The following is an 18,909-nucleotide window of genomic DNA, read 5'->3' on the forward strand; positions in this document are numbered from 1 at the left end:
TATTCGTGAGGGGCCGCCTTCGCGCCATCTTATGAGAAAAAGACGACGGTGCGAATCACTTGCTTGGGTGCAGTGCAATATCGGCCGGTAGGGAGGGTAAATACGAAAGGGTCGCCGCGCGCGACTGGCGCGGCGCAAGTGTGACTGTCGGCGAGATCAGCCTTTGTTGCTGAGACAGCTTTTCATGAAGGCCTTGCGGTCATCGCCTTTCTTGTCGGTTGCCTGCTGATTGCACGCGGTCATCTTCTGCTGCTGCGTCATCGGCGTGGAAGCGGCGGCGGGCGCGGCGGACAGACAGCTCTTCATGAAGGCCTTGCGGTCGTCGCCTTTCTTGTCGCCAGCCTGCTTGTTGCAATCGGTCATCTTGCTTTGCTGACTGTTGGCGGCGATCGCGACATTCGCGCCGAGCGTCAGGCTCAGCACGGCAATGAGGGCGGTGGCTCGAATAGTCATGTGACGCTCCCTGATTTGAGTGACGGTTATTCTTCGACGGCGCCTGTCCATAGCGGCATGCCGCCCGCGCATTATGGCAAACCGAATATGAACGGTGTGTGGGATAAGGTGAAATCGGGAGGCGGGCGCGCAGGGCACGGGAACGAGGCTTGCAAGCGCCTTGCATCTATCGGCGTTCCGCACGGAGCAGGCAGCCGACGTATGATCGTGCGATGCATGTCAACGCAAAGGAGACGGTTCATGTCCACGCCGCTGTCCGACCATTACAAAGGCTTCGAAATCAAGGTGCAGGCATTGCGGCGCGCGAAAGAGCGCGACGAGCCGGACGACGGTCCGCGCCACTTCGACATCGTCGTGACGATCGCGAAGAGCGCGCATGGTGAGAGTGGCCGCGCGGTGATGTTCGGCGTGCCCGAGCAGGAACCCTTCGATAGCCCGATCGACGCGACGCGCGCGGGCATCGACTACGCGCGCGACATCATCGACAACAAGGTGGACGGGCAATCGGTCGAAGATCTCTGATGCGGGCAGCGAGCCGTTGCCCACGGACAACCCGCAACGCCGTCGATCCCTAAATCGACGGCGTTGTCGCGTGTGGCCTACACGTTAGCCCGATTGACCTGCGGCGTCTCTCCAACGAGAATCGACGGCGAGCAAACGTTGAAACCGCACCCGAAAGGCGATCGAAGGCTTTCGGGTGCGTGACACGAAGCGCTGGCGCGACAGGGCGCCCGCGATCACTTCCCTTCATGGCCCCGCGCGGGTCGACACGCCTTGCTCACGTTCGCTGCATCTCGCACGACCAGACAAACCAGAACAAAGCACTGGAGATCCGCATGAATCGACCCCTCCGCCGACGCGTCCTGTCGGCCGCCGTCGCGCTCGCCGCCTGCACCGCATTGCCGTTCGCCTCGTCATCCGCGTTCGCGCAAACGGCGGGCAAGCCGAAAGTCGCGCTCGTCATGAAGTCGCTCGCCAACGAGTTCTTCCTGACGATGGAAAACGGCGCGAAAGACTATCAGGCGCACAACTCCAGCCAGTTCGACCTGATCACCAACGGCATCAAGGATGAGACCGACACCGCGGCGCAGATTCGCATCGTCGAGCAGATGATCGTTTCCAAGGTCAACGCGCTCGTCATCGCGCCGGCCGATTCGAAGGCGCTCGTGCCGGTGATCAAGAAGGCGGCGGACGCGGGCATCATCGTCGTGAATATCGACAACCGGCTCGATCCGGACGTGCTCAAGTCCAAGGATCTGAATGTGCCGTTCGTCGGACCGGACAACAAGAAGGGCGCGAGAAAGGTCGGCGATTATCTCGCTCCGAAGCTCAAAAAGGGCGATGAAGTCGCGATCATCGAAGGCGTGACGACCACCACGAACTCGCAGGCGCGCAGCGCGGGCTTCAAGGAAGCGATGGACGCGGCCGGCATGAAGGTCGTCGCGCTCCAGTCGGGCGAATGGGAAATCGACAAGGGCAATGCGGTCGCATCGCAGATCCTGAACGCGAACCCGAACGTAAAGGCGCTCCTGTGCGATAACGACAACATGGCGATCGGCGCCGTGTCGGCGATTCGCGCGGCAGGCAAGGCGGGCAAGGTGCAGGTCGTCGGCTTCGACAATATCGGCGCGATCAAGCCGATGCTGAAAGACGGCCGCGTGCTCGCGACCGCTGACCAGTACGCGGCGAAGCAGGCGGTATTCGGCATCGACGTTGCGCTGAAGGCGATCGCCGGTCACAAGAAGCAGTCGGACCTTTCGCAGGTCGTCGAAACGCCGGTCGATCTGGTGACGAAGTAAGGCGGGCGCGCGGCGGCGGCGTCCGGCGCCGTGTCGCGCGACAATCTAAAGTTCGCGGCCAGCGTGCCGATAACACACTGACGAGCGCGGAAGGCAGACGGCGCGGGCAGTGTCAGCGGCCATCCGGAAGCTTTTCGCGCGGGCATCGGAACACGTCCGGGCCGCGCGCCTCGATGCGCCGGCCCGTTTGCCGAAGCCACGCGGGACCACCACGAGGATGCACAGCGAAGCCTTGAATCGCCCCATGACCGGATCGAACGATGCGAACGTGCTGACGGTGACCGGCATCGGCAAGACCTATGTCGAGCCGGTGCTGTCGGACGTCTCGCTGGAACTCGTCGCGGGCGAAGTGCTCGCGCTCACGGGCGAGAACGGCGCGGGCAAGAGCACGCTGTCGAAGATCGTCGGCGGACTCACGGACCCGACCACGGGCACCATGACGCTCGCGGGCCAGCCGTACGCGCCGAAAAGCCGCAAGGACGCCGAGGCGCTCGGCGTGCGCATGGTGATGCAGGAGCTGAACCTGCTGCCGACCTTGTCGGTGGCGGAGAATCTGTTTTTGAACCGCTTGCCGCGCAAAGGCTTCGGCTGGATCGACCGCAAACGGCTCGCGGAAGACGCGCGCCATGCGATGGCGCAGGTCGGGCTCGACGCGATCGATCCGGACACGCTCGTCGGCGGTCTCGGCATTGGTCATCAGCAGATGGTCGAGATCGCGCGCAACTTGATCGGCGATTGCCGGGTGCTGATCCTCGACGAGCCGACCGCGATGCTCACCGCCCGCGAAGTCGACCTGCTGTTCGAGCAGGTCGAGCGGCTGAAGGCGCGCGGCGTCGCGCTCGTCTACATCTCGCACCGGCTGGAGGAATTGCGGCGCATCGCCGAGCGTGCGGCGGTGCTGCGCGACGGACGCCTCGTGCACGTCGGCCCCATGGACGAGCTCACGAGCGACCGTCTCGTCACGCTGATGGTCGGACGCGAGATCGGCGAGCGCATCGATCTGGGCGAGCGCCGGATCGGCGGCGTCGCGCTCAAAGTGGAGGGCATGACGCGCGCGCCCGTGGTGCGCGACGTGTCGTTCGACGTTCGCGCAGGCGAGATTTTCGGCGTGAGCGGGCTGATCGGCGCGGGCCGGACCGAGCTGATGCGCCTCATCTACGGCGCGGATCGCGCGGACGCGGGCACGGTGTCGATCGCGCGCAACGGCGAGGCGCTGCGGCGCGTGTCGGTGCAATCGCCGTCGGATGCGGTCGATGAAGGCATCGCGCTGATCACGGAGGACCGCAAGGGCGAGGGCCTGTTGTTGAGCCTGCCCGTCGCCGCGAACGTTTCACTGGGCAACCTGGGCGCGGTGGCGCGGCATGGCGTTGTCGACACGCGCCGGGAATCCGCGCTCGCGCAACGCCAGATCGACGCGATGCGCATCCGCACGTCCGGGCCGGCGCAGGCGGTGTCCGAATTGTCCGGCGGGAATCAGCAGAAGGTCGTGATCGGCCGCTGGCTCGCACGCGACTGTGGGGTGCTGCTGTTCGACGAACCGACGCGCGGCATCGACGTCGGCGCGAAGTTCGACATCTACGGGCTGATGGGCGCCCTGGCCCGCGAAGGACGCGCGCTCGTCGTCGTGTCGAGCGACCTGCGCGAGCTGATGCTGATCTGCGACCGTATCGGCGTGATGTCCGCCGGGCGCATGACCGGCGTGTTCGAGCGCGCCAACTGGACGCAGGACGCGCTGCTCGCCGCGGCGTTCTCGGGTTATGCGAAGCGCGAGGCGATCCTGCACGAACCGATCGTGCCCGATGCGAAAGCGCCCGAAGACAACGTGGAGCACTGAATGAGCGAAGCGAACCTGCCCGCCGATGCACCGAAGAGCACGAAAGGCGTCGGCACGCGCCTCGGCATTTCGAATTACCTGGGTCTCGCGGGTGCGCTCGCCGCGATGATCGCGCTGTTTTCGGTGCTGAGCACGCACTTCCTGACGTACGACACGTTCAGCACGATCGCGAACCAGATTCCGGATCTCGTCGTGATGTCGGTCGGCATGACGTTCGTGCTGATCATCGCGAGCATCGATCTGTCGGTCGGCTCGGTGCTCGCACTGGGGGCGTCGGTCGTGAGCGTGGCCGCGCTCAAGTGGCACTGGCCGGCGTTTCCCGCCGCGCTGATCGGCCTCGCGGCCGCCGCGCTGACGGGCACGGTCACGGGCCTCGTGACGGTGGCGTGGCGGATTCCGTCGTTCATCGTGTCGCTCGGCGTGCTTGAAGGCGCGCGCGGACTCGCGTATCAGATGACGAACTCGCGCACGGCGTATATCGGCGATGCGTTCGATTTCCTTTCGAATCCAATCGCGTTCGGCATCTCGCCCGCGTTTCTGATCGCGGTCGCGGTGATGATAATTGCGCATCTGGTCTTGACCCGGACGGTTTTTGGCCGATATCTCGTAGGGATCGGCACGAACGAGGAAGCAGTGAGGCTCGCGGGCGTCAATCCGCGGCCGTACAAGGTCATTGTTTTCGCGCTGATGGGCGCACTTTCGGGACTGGCGGCGCTGTTTCAGATCTCGCGGCTGGAAGCGGCCGATCCGAACGCGGGCGCCGGGCTGGAACTGCAGGTGATCGCGGCCGTCGTGATCGGCGGAACGAGCCTGATGGGCGGGCGCGGCTCGGTCATCAGCACGTTTTTCGGGGTATTGATCATCTCCGTGCTGGCGGCGGGGCTGGCGCAGATCGGCGCAAACGAGCCGACCAAGCGCATCATTACCGGCGCGGTGATCGTGGTGGCGGTGGTGCTGGATACATACCGCAGCAGAAGGAAGCGTGTGTAATCGTTTGTCGGACCGAGAGACGGCGACGGTGGCCAAGCGGCATGGGCGCACGAGAGCCGATGCAGCAGGCAATGAAAGCAGGCAGGGCGCGGGGAAAGCAAAGCGGCGCGTGAACAGCATGTTTAGGCGCCGGACGCCTTACGACCAATAAGAGCAGTTGGACCAAAGATAGCGAAGGACGATGTATGGCGACGATCAAAGACGTGGCAGCCATTGCCGGGGTGTCGTTTACGACGGTATCCCACGTAGTGAACAATTCGCGGCCGGTGTCTGCCGACGTGCGGGCGAAAGTCGAGCGGGCGATTCTCGAGCTCGACTATGTGCCGTCGGCGGTCGCGCGCTCGCTGAAGGCGCGCTCGACGGCGACCATCGGCCTGCTCGTGCCGAACGCGACGAATCCGTACTTCGCCGAACTGGCGCGCGGCGTCGAGGACGGCTGCGCGAAGAACGGCTATTGCGTATTCTTCTGCAACTCCGACGACGATCCCGCCAAGCAGCGCAACTATCTGCGCGTGCTACAGGAAAAGCGCATCGACGGGCTGGTGATCGCCTCGGCAGGCGAGGATTCCGTGCTCGCGCAATGCCTCGCGGGCGCGCGTGAGCCGCTCGTGATCGTCGATAGAAATATCGAGGGGCTGCAGTCCGACCTCGTGCAGATCGACCACGAAAAGGGCGCGTATCTCGCGACGCGGCATCTGCTGCAGCTCGGGCATTCGAAGATCGGCTGCATCACGGGGCCGGTCGCGACGGCCGTCTCCGCGATGCGCCTGCACGGCTTCATCCGCGCGATGGCCGAGCGCGGCATCGAGATCGAGCCGAACGCGATTCAGCAGAGCGACTTCTCCGCGACGGGCGGCTACGCGGCAGCGTCGCAACTGCTCGACAACATGAGGCCGACCGCGATCTTCGCGTGCAATGACATGATGGGCATCGGCGCGCTGCGTGCGGCGGCCGAGCGCCACATCAACGTGCCGACGGATTGCTCGATCATCGGTTTCGACGATGTCGAGCTGTCGCGTTACACCTATCCGGCCTTGTCGACGGTGGGACAATCGGTGCGCGCGCTCGGCGAAATGGCCGCGCAGACGCTGATCGACCGCATCACTGGCAAGCTGACCGGCACGACACGCCGGCGCGTGGTCCCGCCGCGCCTCGTGCGCCGCGAATCGACCGCCGTGGTGCCCGAGTCGCGCAGCGCCAAAGCGTAGTGCCGTTCAAAAGGAAACGAGATGGGAGATAGCGCCAAATCGGGCGATGCAAGCAAGACCGGCCGCGTGACCGTGGTCGGCAGCCTCAACATGGATCTCGTCGCGCGCGCGCCGCGTCTGCCGAGGCCGGGCGAAACGCTCGCCGGACATGCGTTCGCCCAGGTGCCGGGCGGCAAGGGCGGCAATCAGGCGGTCGCCGCGGCGCGCCTCGGCGCACGGGTCGCGATGATCGGCTGCGTCGGCAACGATTCGAACGGTGCGACGCTCAAGGGCAGTCTGGAGGCGGAAGGCATCGACTGCACGGCGCTCGCGACGAGTGCTCACGCGCCGACGGGCGTCGCGCTCATCGTCGTCGATGACGCGAGCCAGAACGCGATCGTCATCGTCGCGGGCAGCAACGCCGAAGTGACGCCCGCGCGCATCGAGGCGCAGGAAGCGCTGATCGCGCAAGCCGATGTCATCGTGTGCCAGCTCGAAACGCCGCCCGAGACCGTGCGCGCCGCGCTCGCCGCCGGCCGGCGTCTTCTGCGCACCACGATCCTCAACCCCGCGCCGGCCGCGCGCAAATTGCCGCCGGACTGGTTCCCGCTCGTCGATTATCTGATTCCGAACGAACTGGAAGCCGCGACGCTCTCGGGCGTGGCGAGCGACACGCCCGACGACGCGCGCCGCGCCGCGCAGGCGCTCAAGGCGAAGGGCGCGCGCAACGTGATCGTGACGCTCGGCGCGCAAGGCGTGCTCGCGCTGCTCGATGGCGCGGACGATGAAGGCGTCCATCTGCCATCGCCGAAAGTCGAGGCGATCGACACGACCGCCGCCGGCGACACGTTCATCGGCGGCTTCGCGGCCGAACTCGCGCGGGGCGCCGCGCCGCTGGACGCGATCGCGTTCGGTCAGCGGGCGGCGGCGGTGGCGGTGACGCGCGAAGGCGCGCAGCCGTCGATTCCGCACCGCAGCGAAATTTCCGCATAACTTTTCAATGTTCGTTGAAAAAACGGCGCGTCTGACGCGCCGTTTTACTTCATACGAAATAATCCCTCAAGTGCTCGCGCTTTCGCGCCGTTTACATCGCTAGCGGCCGCGTGATGTCTCGCGCGCACGCTGCCAGGAGACGACGACACCGCTCGCGGGCGACAACAGGGAAAACACAATGAAGAAGGCTTTGACGATCAAGGCGCGCCTCGGCATGTCGATGGCGTTTCTGGGTGCGCTGCTCATTGCGATCGGCGCGCTGGGTCTCACCGGCATGAGCCATTCGAACGGCGCGTTCCAGAATACCTACGCGGTGCAAATGCCGGCGGCGATCGCAGTCGGCAACGCGGAGATGTATGCCGCGCGCGAGCGGCTCGTGTTCGATCGCGCGGCGCTCCTCGCCGGCACGCCGGAGGTGGCCGCCACCGTCGAGCGCGCGCGCATGATGCGCGAACGGGCGGACGGCTACTGGAAGGAATACATGTCGTTGCCGCAAGCGCCGGGCGAAAAACGTCTCGCCGATGCCGCACAGGAAAAACGCCTCGCGCTGCAAGGCATCGTCGACAAGGGCGTCGCCGCGGTCATGGCGAACGATCACGACGGCATCATCGCGAACGCGAAGGCGATGCAGGCCATGTACAACGAGCTCGCCAACGCGAATGAGGCGCTGCGCAAGTATCTGACCGAAGCATCGAAGCAGAGCTACGAGGAGACCCAGAGCCGTTTCCTGTGGTTCCGTGCGCTGAGCCTCGGGGCGATCGCGCTCGGCATCGCGGCGGCCGCGTTCGCGTGGGTGTCGCTGCGGCGGGCGATCGCGCGGCCGCTCGAAGCCGCGCTCGCCCATTTCGACGCGATCGCCGCGGGCGACCTGCGCCGCGAGGTCACCGTGACGTCACGCGACGAAATGGGGCAGTTGCTCGAAGGTCTCGCCAGAATGCGTGCGAGCCTGCTCACGACCGTGCGCACCGTGCGCACGGGCAGCGAATCGATCGCGTCCGCGACGCAGCAGATCGCCGCCGGGAACACCGATCTGTCTTCGCGCACCGAGGAACAGGCGTCCGCGCTGCAGGAAACGGCGTCGAGCATGGAGGAGCTGACCGGCACCGTCCGCCAGAACGCCGACAACGCCCGGCAGGCAAGCGCGCTCGCGGCGAATGCGTCGCACATCGCGGGCAAGGGCAGCGCGGTCGTGACGCAGGTCGTCGATACGATGCGCGAGATCGACGGCAGCTCGTCGAAGATCGCGGACATCATCACGATCATCGAGGGCATCGCGTTCCAGACCAACATCCTTGCGCTCAATGCGGCCGTCGAAGCGGCGCGCGCGGGCGAGGAAGGGCGCGGCTTCGCAGTCGTCGCGGGCGAGGTGCGCAGCCTGGCGCAGCGCTCGTCGGCGGCGGCGAAGGAAATCAAGGAACTGATCGACACGTCGGTGGCGCGCGTGCGCACGGGCACGACACTCGTCGATGAAGCCGGCCGCACGATGAACGAGATCATCGGCGCAGTGCAGCGCGTGACCGACATCATGGGCGAGATCGCGGCGGCGTCCGAGGAGCAGTCGAGCGGCATCGAGCAAGTGTCGCGCGCAGTCACGCAGATGGACGAGGTGACGCAGCAGAACGCGGCACTCGTCGAGGAAGCGGCGGCGGCCGCGCAGTCCCTCGAGGATCAGGCCACGCGCCTGCGGCAGGCGGTGGCGGTGTTCCAGATGGCGGACGGCGCGCCGCACGCGACGGCGGCGGTCGCATCCACGCCGGCGGTGAAAGTTGCATCGCGTGCAACGATGACGGCGCACACGCGTGCGCTCGTGACGAAGCCGCTCGTGACAGCGCAGGCGAAGCGCGCCGCAATCGTGCCGGTGACGCGCGCGTCGCCGACCGCGGACGCAGGCGGCGACTGGGAGACGTTCTGAGCACGGCATAGGGCGCGTAGCCGCGAACAGGAGATGAATGCGCGCGAATGCACACGCGCGCGACCAACGCCGATCCGGTAACCCGTACACTGAGGGGTGTGCGTCACCGCTCACACGAGGATATCGACATGACCGGATCGACACTCGCCGCGAAGCTCGCGGACGCCCGCCGCCGGCATCGGCTCATCGAAACGCTGGAGCCCGCCGACATCCCGGCCGACGCGCCCACCGCCTACGCAATCCAGCATGAGATGCTGAGAGAGTCGGATGCGCGCATCGGCGCATGGAAGATCGGCGCGCGCGCCCCCGATGCGCTCGCCACGGGCGCGCCTATCGACGCCGCGCTCGTCCACGTCTCGCCCGCGCGCGTGCCTTTTCAATCATTTTTTCGCGTACTGGTGGAACTCGAAGTCGCGTTCCGCTTCGCCTATGCGCTGCCCGCGCGACATGACCCTTACACGCGCGAGGAAGTATTCGATGCGATAGGCGGCATCGCGGTCGCGCTCGAAGTGGTCGACAGCCGGTTTGCGCAATGGCCCAATCTCGACCCGCTCGCGCAGCTCGCCGACTCACAGAACAATGGCGCGCTCGTGGTGTCGGGCATGGAACCCTACGACGTCGTCGCGCCGGGCTTCGACTTCCTCACGCCGCGCCTGGAATTCACACTGGACGGCGTTTCGATCGCGCCGGAAGCGCTCGGCAATCCGGCGGGCGATCCCCGCGAATTGCTGCCCTGGCTCGTCAACCATTGTTGCCGCATGGGTTTGACCGTCGAACCGTTCTGGACCATCACCACGGGCTCTTATACGGGTGCGTATCGCATTGACGGACCGGGGATGCTGCATGGCTCGATCGATCGCATCGGCGAACTGGAACTCGTGCTCGCGTGACGCGGGGATATCCCGCATCGGGAACGGTTCTTGATGCTGTCGCATGGGCGTCGATGTCATTCATGTATCGCATCGAATGAGCGCGAGCGCACGTATTCGACATGAAGCGATATAGGCATGCGCGCGAGTGAGGCGCGCCTCGCATTGGCGGACAGAAGCTGTGCTCAAGTAGCGAAGTGCGCGGGGAAGCGAACAGGCAGGGACGATGCGGAGCAACAGGATAGAGACATTGGGATGAGGATTGTAGGTGAACGAAAATAACTCACCAAGCTAGTAATTCTTCGAAGCAAATGAACAACGCAAGTGCGTGAAAAAAAATTCGAAAGGGTTTAGGATGAATTCAAGCGATGTCGTTTCGATTACGCGCGTTGCGCACGACATAGCTTTCTGACTTCGGCGAGGAGGTAGCATGGATATCTACAGCAGTTTCGCGACCCGCTTCGAAAAAACCCGCGAGGAGGAATTCTCGCTCGAAGAGTATCTCGCGCTCTGCAAAGAAGATCCTGCCACATATGCAACAGCGGGCGAACGCATGTTGACGGCCATCGGGGAACCGGAGATGGTCGACACTCGCCTCGACCCGCGTTTATCGCGTGTGTTTGCGAACAAGGTCATCAAGGTGTATCCGGCGTTCCGTGAATTCTACGGAATGGAGGAGGTGATCGAGAACGTCGTGTCGTACTTCCGGCACGCGGCACAGGGTCTCGAAGAGAAGAAGCAGATCCTGTATCTGCTGGGTCCGGTGGGCGGCGGCAAGTCGTCGATCGCCGAACGACTGAAGCAGCTCATGGAGCGCGTTCCGTTCTATTCGCTGAAGGGTTCGCCCGTCAATGAGTCGCCGCTCGGCCTCTTCGATTACGACGAAGACGGTCCCGTCCTCGAAGAGCAGTACGGCATTCCGCGCCGCTATCTGAAGAGCATCCTTTCGCCGTGGGCAGTGAAGCGCCTGCACGAATACAACGGCGACATCCGCAAGTTCCGCGTGGTGCGCCGCTATCCTTCCATCCTTCGCCAGATCGGCATCGCGAAGACCGAGCCCGGTGACGAAAACAATCAGGACATCTCGTCGCTCGTCGGCAAGGTGGATATCCGCAAGCTCGAAACCTATTCGCAGGACGACGCTGACGCATACAGCTATTCCGGTGGCCTGTGCCTCGCCAATCAGGGCTTGCTGGAATTCGTCGAAATGTTCAAGGCGCCGATCAAGGTGCTGCACCCGCTGCTCACCGCGACCCAGGAAGGCAACTTCAAGGGCACGGAAGGCTTCGGCGCGATTCCGTTCGACGGCGTCATCCTCGCGCACTCGAACGAGTCGGAGTGGAAGGCGTTTCGCAACAACAAGAACAATGAAGCACTGCTCGATCGTATCTTCGTCGTGAAGGTGCCGTACTGCCTGCGTTACGGCGAAGAGATCAAGATCTACGAGAAGCTTTTGCGCAACTCGTCCCTCGCCGAGGCGGTTTGCGCACCGGGCACGCTCAAGATGATGGCGCAGATGGCCGTGCTCACGCGCCTGCACGAACCGGAAAATTCGAGTCTCTTTTCGAAGATGCAGGTCTATGACGGCGAGAACCTGAAGGACACCGACCCGAAGGCGAAGTCGTATCAGGAGTATCGCGATTACGCGGGTGTCGACGAAGGCATGACGGGCGTGTCCACGCGTTTCGCGTTCAAGATCCTGTCGCGCGTCTTCAACTTCGATTCGAGCGAAGTCGCTGCGAACCCGGTGCATCTGATGTACGTGCTCGAACAGCAGATCGAACGCGAACAGTTCCCGCCGGAGACGGAGCAGAAGTATCTGTCGTTCATCAAGGACGTGCTGGCTTCGCGCTATGCCGAGTTCATCGGCAAGGAAATTCAGACCGCGTATCTGGAGTCGTATTCGGAGTATGGACAAAACATCTTCGACCGCTATGTGACGTACGCCGACTTCTGGATTCAGGATCAGGAGTTCCGCGATCACGACACCGGCGAGAGCTTCGACCGGGCGGCGCTGAATGCCGAGCTGGAGAAGATCGAAAAGCCCGCGGGCATCAGCAACCCGAAGGATTTCCGCAACGAGATCGTGAACTTCGTGTTGCGTGCGCGTGCGGCGAACGGCGGCAAGAATCCCGCGTGGATCAGCTACGAGAAGCTGCGCGTGGTGATCGAAAAGAAGATGTTCTCCAACACCGAAGAACTTCTGCCGGTAATTTCGTTCAATGCGAAAGGCTCGGCCGAAGAGCAACGCAAGCACGAAGACTTCGTCAACCGCATGGTCGCGAAGGGCTACACGCCGAAGCAGGTCCGGCTCCTGTGCGACTGGTATCTGCGCGTGCGCAAGTCGTCATGATGTAGAGTGGACAGGAATAGGGGAATCGACGGGAGTGGGCGTTGACGCGCCATACTCCGGTCCCGCGCAAGCGATAGTCAGGATGTCCCCTGCGGCCCGGGTGCGTGGATTGCGTCCGGACCGCACAGTGGACGAATTGCGAGACGAAAGACGCTGCGATCAGTCGAAGCTGTGCGCAGCGCCTCCCAAGCTCGCCAATAACGCGGGAGACTGGATGTGCTGCACCAAATCATCGACCGCAGGTTAGCCGGCAAGAACAAGAGCATTGCCAACCGCGAACGCTTCCTGCGACGCGTCAAGAGTTACATTCGCCGCGCGGTTTCCGACGCGGTGCGCGATCGCAGTATCAAAGACATTCAAAGCACCCAAAGCATCACCATTCCCAAGAAGGACATCTCCGAGCCCTCGTTCCGTCACGGACCGGGCGGCAAGCGCGAGTATGTCCATCCGGGTAACGCCGATTACATTCGCGGCGACAAGATTCCGCGTCCGCCGGGCGGCGCGGGCGGCGGCGGCAAGAGCGCAAGCAACGAAGGCGAAGGGCAGGATGATTTCGTTTTCGAGCTGTCTCGCGAGGAGTTCATGCAGTACTTCTTCGACGACCTCGAACTGCCGCGCCTCGTCAAGACCCAGCTGCTTGCGGTGCCTACCTGGAAGAACGTGCGCGCGGGCTGGGCGGCGGAAGGCACGCCGAACAACATCGACGTGGTCAGGTCCCTGCGCAGCGCGCTCGGCCGGCGCATCGCGCTCGGCTGGCCGCTCGCGTCGCAGTTGCGCGAAATGGAGCGCCAGCTCGAGCAATTGAAAGACGAGAACGCCGATCCGGAGGAGATCGCGCGTCTTGAAGCGGATATCGTCGTCATGCAGGGCCGGATCACGCGCATTCCGTTCATCGATCCGTTCGATCTGCGCTACATCAACCGCGTGAAGCAGCCGACGCCATCGAGCAAGGCGGTGATGTTCTGCCTGATGGACGTCTCCGGCTCGATGGACGAGCAGCGCAAGGACTTGTCCAAGCGCTTCTTCATCCTCCTGTATCTGTTCCTGCAACGGAACTACGAAAAGATCGAAGTCGTGTTCATCCGGCACCATACGCGCGCCGAGGAAGTGGACGAAGACACGTTCTTCCATTCGACCGAAAGCGGCGGCACTGTGGTGTCGAGCGCGCTCGAGCTCATGAAGAAGATCATGGACGAGCGCTATTCGCCGACTGAATGGAACATTTACGGCGCGCAGGCATCGGACGGCGACAACTGGACGGACGATTCCCCGAAGTGCCGCAGGCTGCTGTCGGAAGACATCCTGCCGAAGGTCCGGTATTTTGCCTATATTCAAGTTGCGCCGGAGGAGCAAAATCTCTGGTTGGAGTATGCTCAGCTTGCGATGGGCGCGCCCGAACTGGCCATGAAGAAAGTCGATTCGGCTGCGGACATCTATCCGGTGTTCCGCGAGCTGTTCGAAAAACAGCAGGCGGCCGCATGACGACACGGCCTTGGCAGAACGAGACGCGTGGGTACCAACTGGAAGGCACGGACGATCGTGCGGCTTCCAGACTGGGGCCTGAGGCAGAGCAACGCAAGGCGTCCGCAGAGGCAGACGAGGCGCACGAGGAAGGCAGAATGAATGTTTCGGAGAAACGGCGACCGCTGCCGTGCCCGTCGGACTGGAGCGTCGAGCTGATCGAGGAGTACGACGCTGAAATTTCGCGCGTCGCGAACGGTTACGGTCTCGACACTTACCCCATTCAGCTGGAAATCATCAGCTCCGAACAGATGATGGATGCGTATGCGTCCGTCGGAATGCCGGTGAACTACCGGCACTGGTCGTTCGGCAAGCATTTTCTCGCGACAGAGAAAGGCTATCGGCGCGGGCAAATGGGCCTCGCGTACGAAATCGTCATCAATTCGAATCCCTGCATCGCGTATCTCATGGAAGAGAACACCATGACGATGCAGGCGCTCGTGATCGCTCACGCGGCGTACGGGCACAACTCGTTCTTCAAGGGCAACTACCTCTTCCGGCTCTGGACGGACGCGCACGCGATCATCGACTACCTCGTCTACGCGAAGAATTACATCGCGGAATGCGAGGAGCGATATGGACTGGATCGCGTCGAGGAACTGCTCGACTCGTGCCACGCGCTCATGAACTATGGCGTCGATCGCTACAAGCGGCCGCAAAAGCTATCGCTTGCGAAGGAAGCGGCGATGCGGCGCGAACGCGAAGCGTATCTGCAATCGCAGGTCAACGAGTTGTGGCGCACGCTGCCCAAGGGAAAGGAGCCATCGCCGGAGGAAATCGAAAGCCGCTATCCGCCGGAGCCGCAGGAGAACTTGTTGTACTTCGCGGAGAAAAACGCGCCGTTGCTCGAGCCGTGGGAGCGCGAAGTCATCCGCATCGTGCGCAAGATCGGCCAGTATTTTTATCCGCAGCGGCAGACGCAGGTGATGAACGAAGGCTGGGCGACGTTCTGGCACTACACGCTGCTCAACACGCTCTACAACGAAGGCCGTCTCGAAGACAGCTTCATGATGGAGTTTCTGCACTCGCATTCGAACGTCGTGTATCAACCGCCGGTGACAAAGCCGTATTACAGCGGCATCAATCCGTACGCGCTCGGCTTTTCGATGATGAGCGATATCCGCCGCATCTGCGAAAACCCGACGGACGAAGATCGCGAGTGGTTCCCCGACCTCGCGGGCAGCGACTGGCTGGAGTCCTTGCACTACGCGATGCGCAACTTCAAGGACGAAAGCTTCATCGCGCAATATCTGTCGCCGCATCTGATTCGCGAGATGCGCCTGTTCTCGATTCTCGACGACGACATGCGCGACGCACTCGAAGTGTCGGCGATTCATGACGACAGCGGCTATCGCTATGTTCGTCAGGCGCTGTCGCGGCAATACGATATTCATCATCGCGAGCCGAACATCCAGGTGTATTCGGTGAATACGCGTGGCGATCGCAGTCTGACGCTGCGTCACTTCATGACCGACAACCGCCATCTCTCGAACGACAGCGACGAAGTCCTCAAGCACATGGCGCGCTTGTGGCAGTTCGATGTCTATCTCGAAAGCGTCGATGAGAACGGCACGGTGAGAAAGCGCTTCGAGTGCCGGTATGTGGCGCCGAATACGCGCTGAACTCCCCGAGCATCAACCCCGGAAAACCGGCGCTGATCCAGCGCCGGTTTTTCGTTGCGGCTACTGATTGCCCGCCTCGTCCTGCGAAAACAGGTCCCAGCTCGCCATGAACAGCGCCGCCACCAGCGGCCCGATCACGAATCCGTTGATGCCGAAGAGCGCCATCCCGCCAAGGGTCGAGATGAGCACGACCCAATCGGGCATCTTCGTGTCCTTGCCCACGAGAATCGGCCGCAGCACGTTATCCACGAGACCGATCACCACGACACAGAACACGACGAGAATCAGACCCTTGATGATCTGTCCCGTCATGAAGAAATAGAGCGCGGCGGGCACCCAGACGATCGCCGCCCCGACGGCGGGCAACAGCGAAAGGAACCCCATCAGCACGCCCCACAACAGGGAGCCGTTGATGCCGAGTATCCAGAAAATCAGCCCGCCGAGCAGGCCCTGCACAGCCGCGACCGCGATATTGCCCTTCACCGTCGCGCGAACCACCGCCGTGAACTTCGCGATGAGATGCTGCTTGGGCTCCGGATCCAGCGGAATCGCGCGCCGGATGCGTCGGGCGATCTCGCCGCCATCGCGCAGCAGAAAGAACACGAGGTACAGCATCACGCCGAAGCTCACGACGAACTGGAACGTGTTCTGCCCGATCGACAGCGCTTGCGTCGCGGCGAACTGGCTGATTTGCGACGCGCCTTCGATCAGCTTGCGCTGCACGCCGGGGATGTCGTCGAGCCCGAAACGCCCGAGGAGCGCCTGCGCCGATGCCGGCAGCGCGTGCAGGACGTGCTGGAAATACAGGCCGAAATTCAGCTCGCCGCTCTTGATCCGCGCGTAGACGAGGGCGACTTCCTGAACGAGCGTCACCGCGACAACCGCAAGCGGAATGATAACGATCAGGATCGCGGCGGACAGCGTCGTCAGTGCGGCGAGATTGCGGCGCTTGCCGAAGCGCGCGGCGAGATAGCGCTGCATCGGCTGGAACAGGATCGCGAGAATCGCGCCCCAGAAGATTGCGCCGAAAAACGGCAGCAACACCCACGCGAGCGCGAGGGTCACGGCGCACAACAAGATGTGAAAGAAGTTCTGCTGGACGGTGCGGTTATTCATCAGGGAACCATAGGGGCAGGCGGGGAGGGCGAACGGCAAGCGCGCGGCGGCATGCTAACACGAGCCTTCCGAATGGCTTTCGCGCTCGGTTCGCGCTCAGTTCGCGCTCGGTTCGCGCTCAGTTCGCGCTCTCGATTCGAGCAAGAAATCGTCCAAGGGTTCGCCATGAATCAGCCATCGTTCGATTGCCGCTGGAGCGCTACCCCGCGCGTCGACTAAAATCCGGCTTCCAATCCTTGCGGATCGCTTTCCTGCCAAACGGCCAGGCAAGCGCGCACGAACGAGCCGATCGTTCGTGCGCGGCCACTCCGCTCTACGTATCGAACAATGAATCCAGGCGTCATCTACGCATTCTCGGCCTTCGTCATCTGGGGCCTTTTCCCGATCTACTTCAAGGCCCTGCATTCGATCGGCGCGGTCGAGATGCTCGCGCATCGCATGGCGTGGTCGATGGTCTTCCTGCTGATCGTCATGACCGTGCGCCGTCAATGGAAGTGGCTCGGCCCGGTTCTGCGCGACAGGCGCCTGCTTGCGCGCTTCGCCGCGAGCGCCGTACTGCTGTCGGCGAACTGGGGCATCTATATCTGGGCGGTGAACGACGGGCGCATCGTCGAGGCGAGCCTCGGCTACTTCATCAATCCGCTCGTCAACGTCGTGTTCGGGATGGCGTTCCTGCACGAGCGGCTGCGGCCGGTGCAATGGATCGCGGTGACGATCGCCGCGCTCGGGGTGCTGTGGCTGACCTGGGTGAACGGCGCACCGCCGTGGATCAGCCTTGCGCTTGCGCTGACGTTCGGCGGCTACGGACTTTTGCGCAAGACCGCGTCGCTCGGCGCGCTCGAAGGTCTCACGCTCGAAACGATGCTGCTGTGTCCCGTCGCGCTGCTTTATCTCTTCTTTCTGACTTCGCACGGCGGCAGCGGCTTCGCGCACGCGTCGCCCGGTGTGAAGCTGCTGCTCGCGGCGGCCGGGCCCGTGACCGCGGTGCCGCTCCTGCTTTTTGCAGCGGGGGCGCGGCGCATTCCGCTATCGATGCTCGGGCTTATCCAGTACATCACGCCAACGCTGCAATTGCTGATCGGCGTTGTGATCTATCAGGAATTCTTCGGGCACGATCAGTTGATCGGCTATGGCGCGATCTGGGCCGCGCTCGCGATTTACTCGCTCGAAGGCGTGTATCGCGCACGCGCGGCCCGCGTCTGAAACGAGATCAGCGCAATGCGTCGCCGGAACGATATTCGACCGTCGCCTCGTCGAGCTTCGCCTTGATGTCCGGATCGATCGGCTGATCGACGGCCGCAAGCGTCTCGTCGAGTTGTTCGGGCCGGCTCGCGCCGATGATCGCCGAACTCACCGCCGGATTGGCCAGGACCCACGCGAGCGCTGTGCCCGCGAGCGAGCGCCCGGTCGGCGCGACGATCTTGTTGATCTGCTCGATCGTATGAAACTCGCGCTCGTGCCAGTAACGCTGGGTGTACATCGCGCCCGCCTTGCCGACCGCGCCGGTGAAGCGGCCTTCGCTCGGGCCGGCATCGAAGCTATGCTTGCCCGTCAGCAAACCGCCCGCGAGCGGGTTGTACGGAATCACGGCGAGACCTTCCTCAGTCGCGAGCGGCAGCAGTTCGCGCTCGATCTGGCGGAACAGCAGGTTGTAACGCGGCTGCACGGAAACGAAGCGCGCGGCGCGCAATACGTCCGAGCGGCCGAGCGCACGCGCGAGCCGGTACGCCAGAAAATTCGACACGCCGATATACCGCGCCTTGCCTTGCCGCACGATGGTGTCGAGCGCTTCGAGCATCTCGTCGAGCGGCGTGTCGTGATCGTCGTTATGAAGCTGGTACAGGTCGACATAATCCGTGTCGAGCCGCTTGAGCGACGCGTCGATCGCATCGAGCAGATGCTTGCGCGATGCACCCTTGTGCCACGCGAGCGGCCCCATTTCATGCACGGCCTTGGTCGCGAGAATGTAATTATCGCGGCGGCCCTTGAGCCAGCGGCCGACGATCTCCTCGGTGCGGCCCGCGAGATCGTGTCCGCTGCCGAGCGGATAGACGTTCGCCGTATCGATGAAATTGACGCCCGCGTCCGCCGCGCGGTCCATGATGCTGCGCGACACGTCTTCCTCGGTCTGCAGGCCGAACGTCATCGTGCCGAGCGTGAGACGCGAAACGGTGAGACCGGTATTGCCGAATTTGCGGTATTGCACGGTTGCGCTCCAGAAGAAACGATTTCGATGGGACCGTCAGAATAGCCGCAACTG

General features: G+C 63.4%; 15 protein-coding genes. 12 read left to right on the forward strand and 3 right to left on the reverse strand.

The window, feature by feature from the left end:
- Window positions 1-156: 156 nt before the first annotated feature.
- Entirely contained in the window at window positions 157-453 is a 297-nt protein-coding gene (locus tag NCT32_RS07015) for a PsiF family protein (protein WP_061117341.1), read from the reverse strand.
- Window positions 454-693: 240 nt separating this feature from the next.
- Here NCT32_RS07015 and NCT32_RS07020 point away from each other — a divergent pair, with 240 nt between their 5' ends.
- The 11 genes from NCT32_RS07020 (at window position 694) to NCT32_RS07070 (ending at window position 15,533) form a co-directional block, all read left to right on the forward strand.
- Complete coding sequence (locus NCT32_RS07020) at window positions 694-975, forward strand: hypothetical protein (RefSeq protein WP_061117340.1); 282 nt, start codon at window positions 694-696, stop codon at window positions 973-975.
- A 314-nt stretch (window positions 976-1,289) separates the two neighbouring features.
- A complete protein-coding gene (locus NCT32_RS07025; RefSeq protein ID WP_061117339.1) occupies window positions 1,290-2,252 on the forward strand; it encodes a sugar ABC transporter substrate-binding protein in 963 nt (320 codons plus the stop codon).
- Window positions 2,253-2,496: 244 nt separating this feature from the next.
- Window positions 2,497-4,086 (forward strand): sugar ABC transporter ATP-binding protein, encoded by a 1,590-nt coding sequence (locus NCT32_RS07030; protein WP_061117338.1) that lies wholly within the window; start codon window positions 2,497-2,499, stop codon window positions 4,084-4,086.
- Window positions 4,087-5,076 (forward strand): ABC transporter permease, encoded by a 990-nt coding sequence (locus NCT32_RS07035; protein ID WP_061117337.1) that lies wholly within the window; start codon window positions 4,087-4,089, stop codon window positions 5,074-5,076. It abuts the gene before it with no gap.
- A gap of 185 nt (window positions 5,077-5,261) precedes the next feature.
- Complete coding sequence (locus NCT32_RS07040; protein WP_061117336.1) at window positions 5,262-6,284, forward strand: LacI family DNA-binding transcriptional regulator; 1,023 nt, start codon at window positions 5,262-5,264, stop codon at window positions 6,282-6,284.
- A 21-nt stretch (window positions 6,285-6,305) separates the two neighbouring features.
- The gene (rbsK, locus tag NCT32_RS07045; protein ID WP_250490015.1) at window positions 6,306-7,256 is read left to right on the forward strand and encodes a ribokinase; all 951 of its coding nucleotides are present in this window, start codon (window positions 6,306-6,308) and stop codon (window positions 7,254-7,256) included.
- Between the two features lie 178 nt (window positions 7,257-7,434).
- Window positions 7,435-9,168: a methyl-accepting chemotaxis protein gene (locus tag NCT32_RS07050; RefSeq protein ID WP_061117334.1), complete on the forward strand. Its 1,734-nt coding sequence runs from the start codon at window positions 7,435-7,437 to the stop codon at window positions 9,166-9,168.
- A gap of 128 nt (window positions 9,169-9,296) precedes the next feature.
- A complete protein-coding gene (locus NCT32_RS07055) occupies window positions 9,297-10,058 on the forward strand; it encodes a hydratase (protein ID WP_061117333.1) in 762 nt (253 codons plus the stop codon).
- A gap of 409 nt (window positions 10,059-10,467) precedes the next feature.
- On the forward strand, window positions 10,468-12,390 hold the full coding sequence (locus NCT32_RS07060; RefSeq protein WP_008349646.1) for a PrkA family serine protein kinase: 1,923 nt from the start codon (window positions 10,468-10,470) through the stop codon (window positions 12,388-12,390).
- A gap of 216 nt (window positions 12,391-12,606) precedes the next feature.
- Window positions 12,607-13,872 carry a YeaH/YhbH family protein gene (locus NCT32_RS07065; protein ID WP_061117332.1) on the forward strand — a complete coding sequence of 422 codons (1,266 nt, stop codon included), beginning with the start codon at window positions 12,607-12,609 and terminating at the stop codon, window positions 13,870-13,872.
- Window positions 13,869-15,533 carry a SpoVR family protein gene (locus NCT32_RS07070; protein ID WP_061117331.1) on the forward strand — a complete coding sequence of 555 codons (1,665 nt, stop codon included), beginning with the start codon at window positions 13,869-13,871 and terminating at the stop codon, window positions 15,531-15,533. Before NCT32_RS07065 ends, NCT32_RS07070 begins: the two co-directional genes overlap by 4 nt.
- Before the next feature lie 60 nt (window positions 15,534-15,593).
- On the opposite strand, the gene NCT32_RS07075 is transcribed toward NCT32_RS07070, so the two are convergent.
- Window positions 15,594-16,649 (reverse strand): AI-2E family transporter, encoded by a 1,056-nt coding sequence (locus tag NCT32_RS07075; RefSeq protein ID WP_061117330.1) that lies wholly within the window; start codon window positions 16,647-16,649, stop codon window positions 15,594-15,596.
- A gap of 327 nt (window positions 16,650-16,976) precedes the next feature.
- Here NCT32_RS07075 and rarD point away from each other — a divergent pair, with 327 nt between their 5' ends.
- Window positions 16,977-17,852, forward strand: coding sequence for an EamA family transporter RarD (gene rarD / locus NCT32_RS07080; protein WP_061117329.1), 876 nt, complete (start codon window positions 16,977-16,979; stop codon window positions 17,850-17,852).
- A gap of 7 nt (window positions 17,853-17,859) precedes the next feature.
- Here rarD and NCT32_RS07085 read toward each other — a convergent pair whose 3' ends face one another.
- Window positions 17,860-18,855: an aldo/keto reductase gene (locus NCT32_RS07085; protein WP_250490016.1), complete on the reverse strand. Its 996-nt coding sequence runs from the start codon at window positions 18,853-18,855 to the stop codon at window positions 17,860-17,862.
- Window positions 18,856-18,909 lie beyond the last annotated feature (54 nt).

It is taken from the genome of Caballeronia sp. INML2 (assembly GCF_023631365.1).
GTDB lineage: Bacteria > Pseudomonadota > Gammaproteobacteria > Burkholderiales > Burkholderiaceae > Caballeronia > Caballeronia turbans.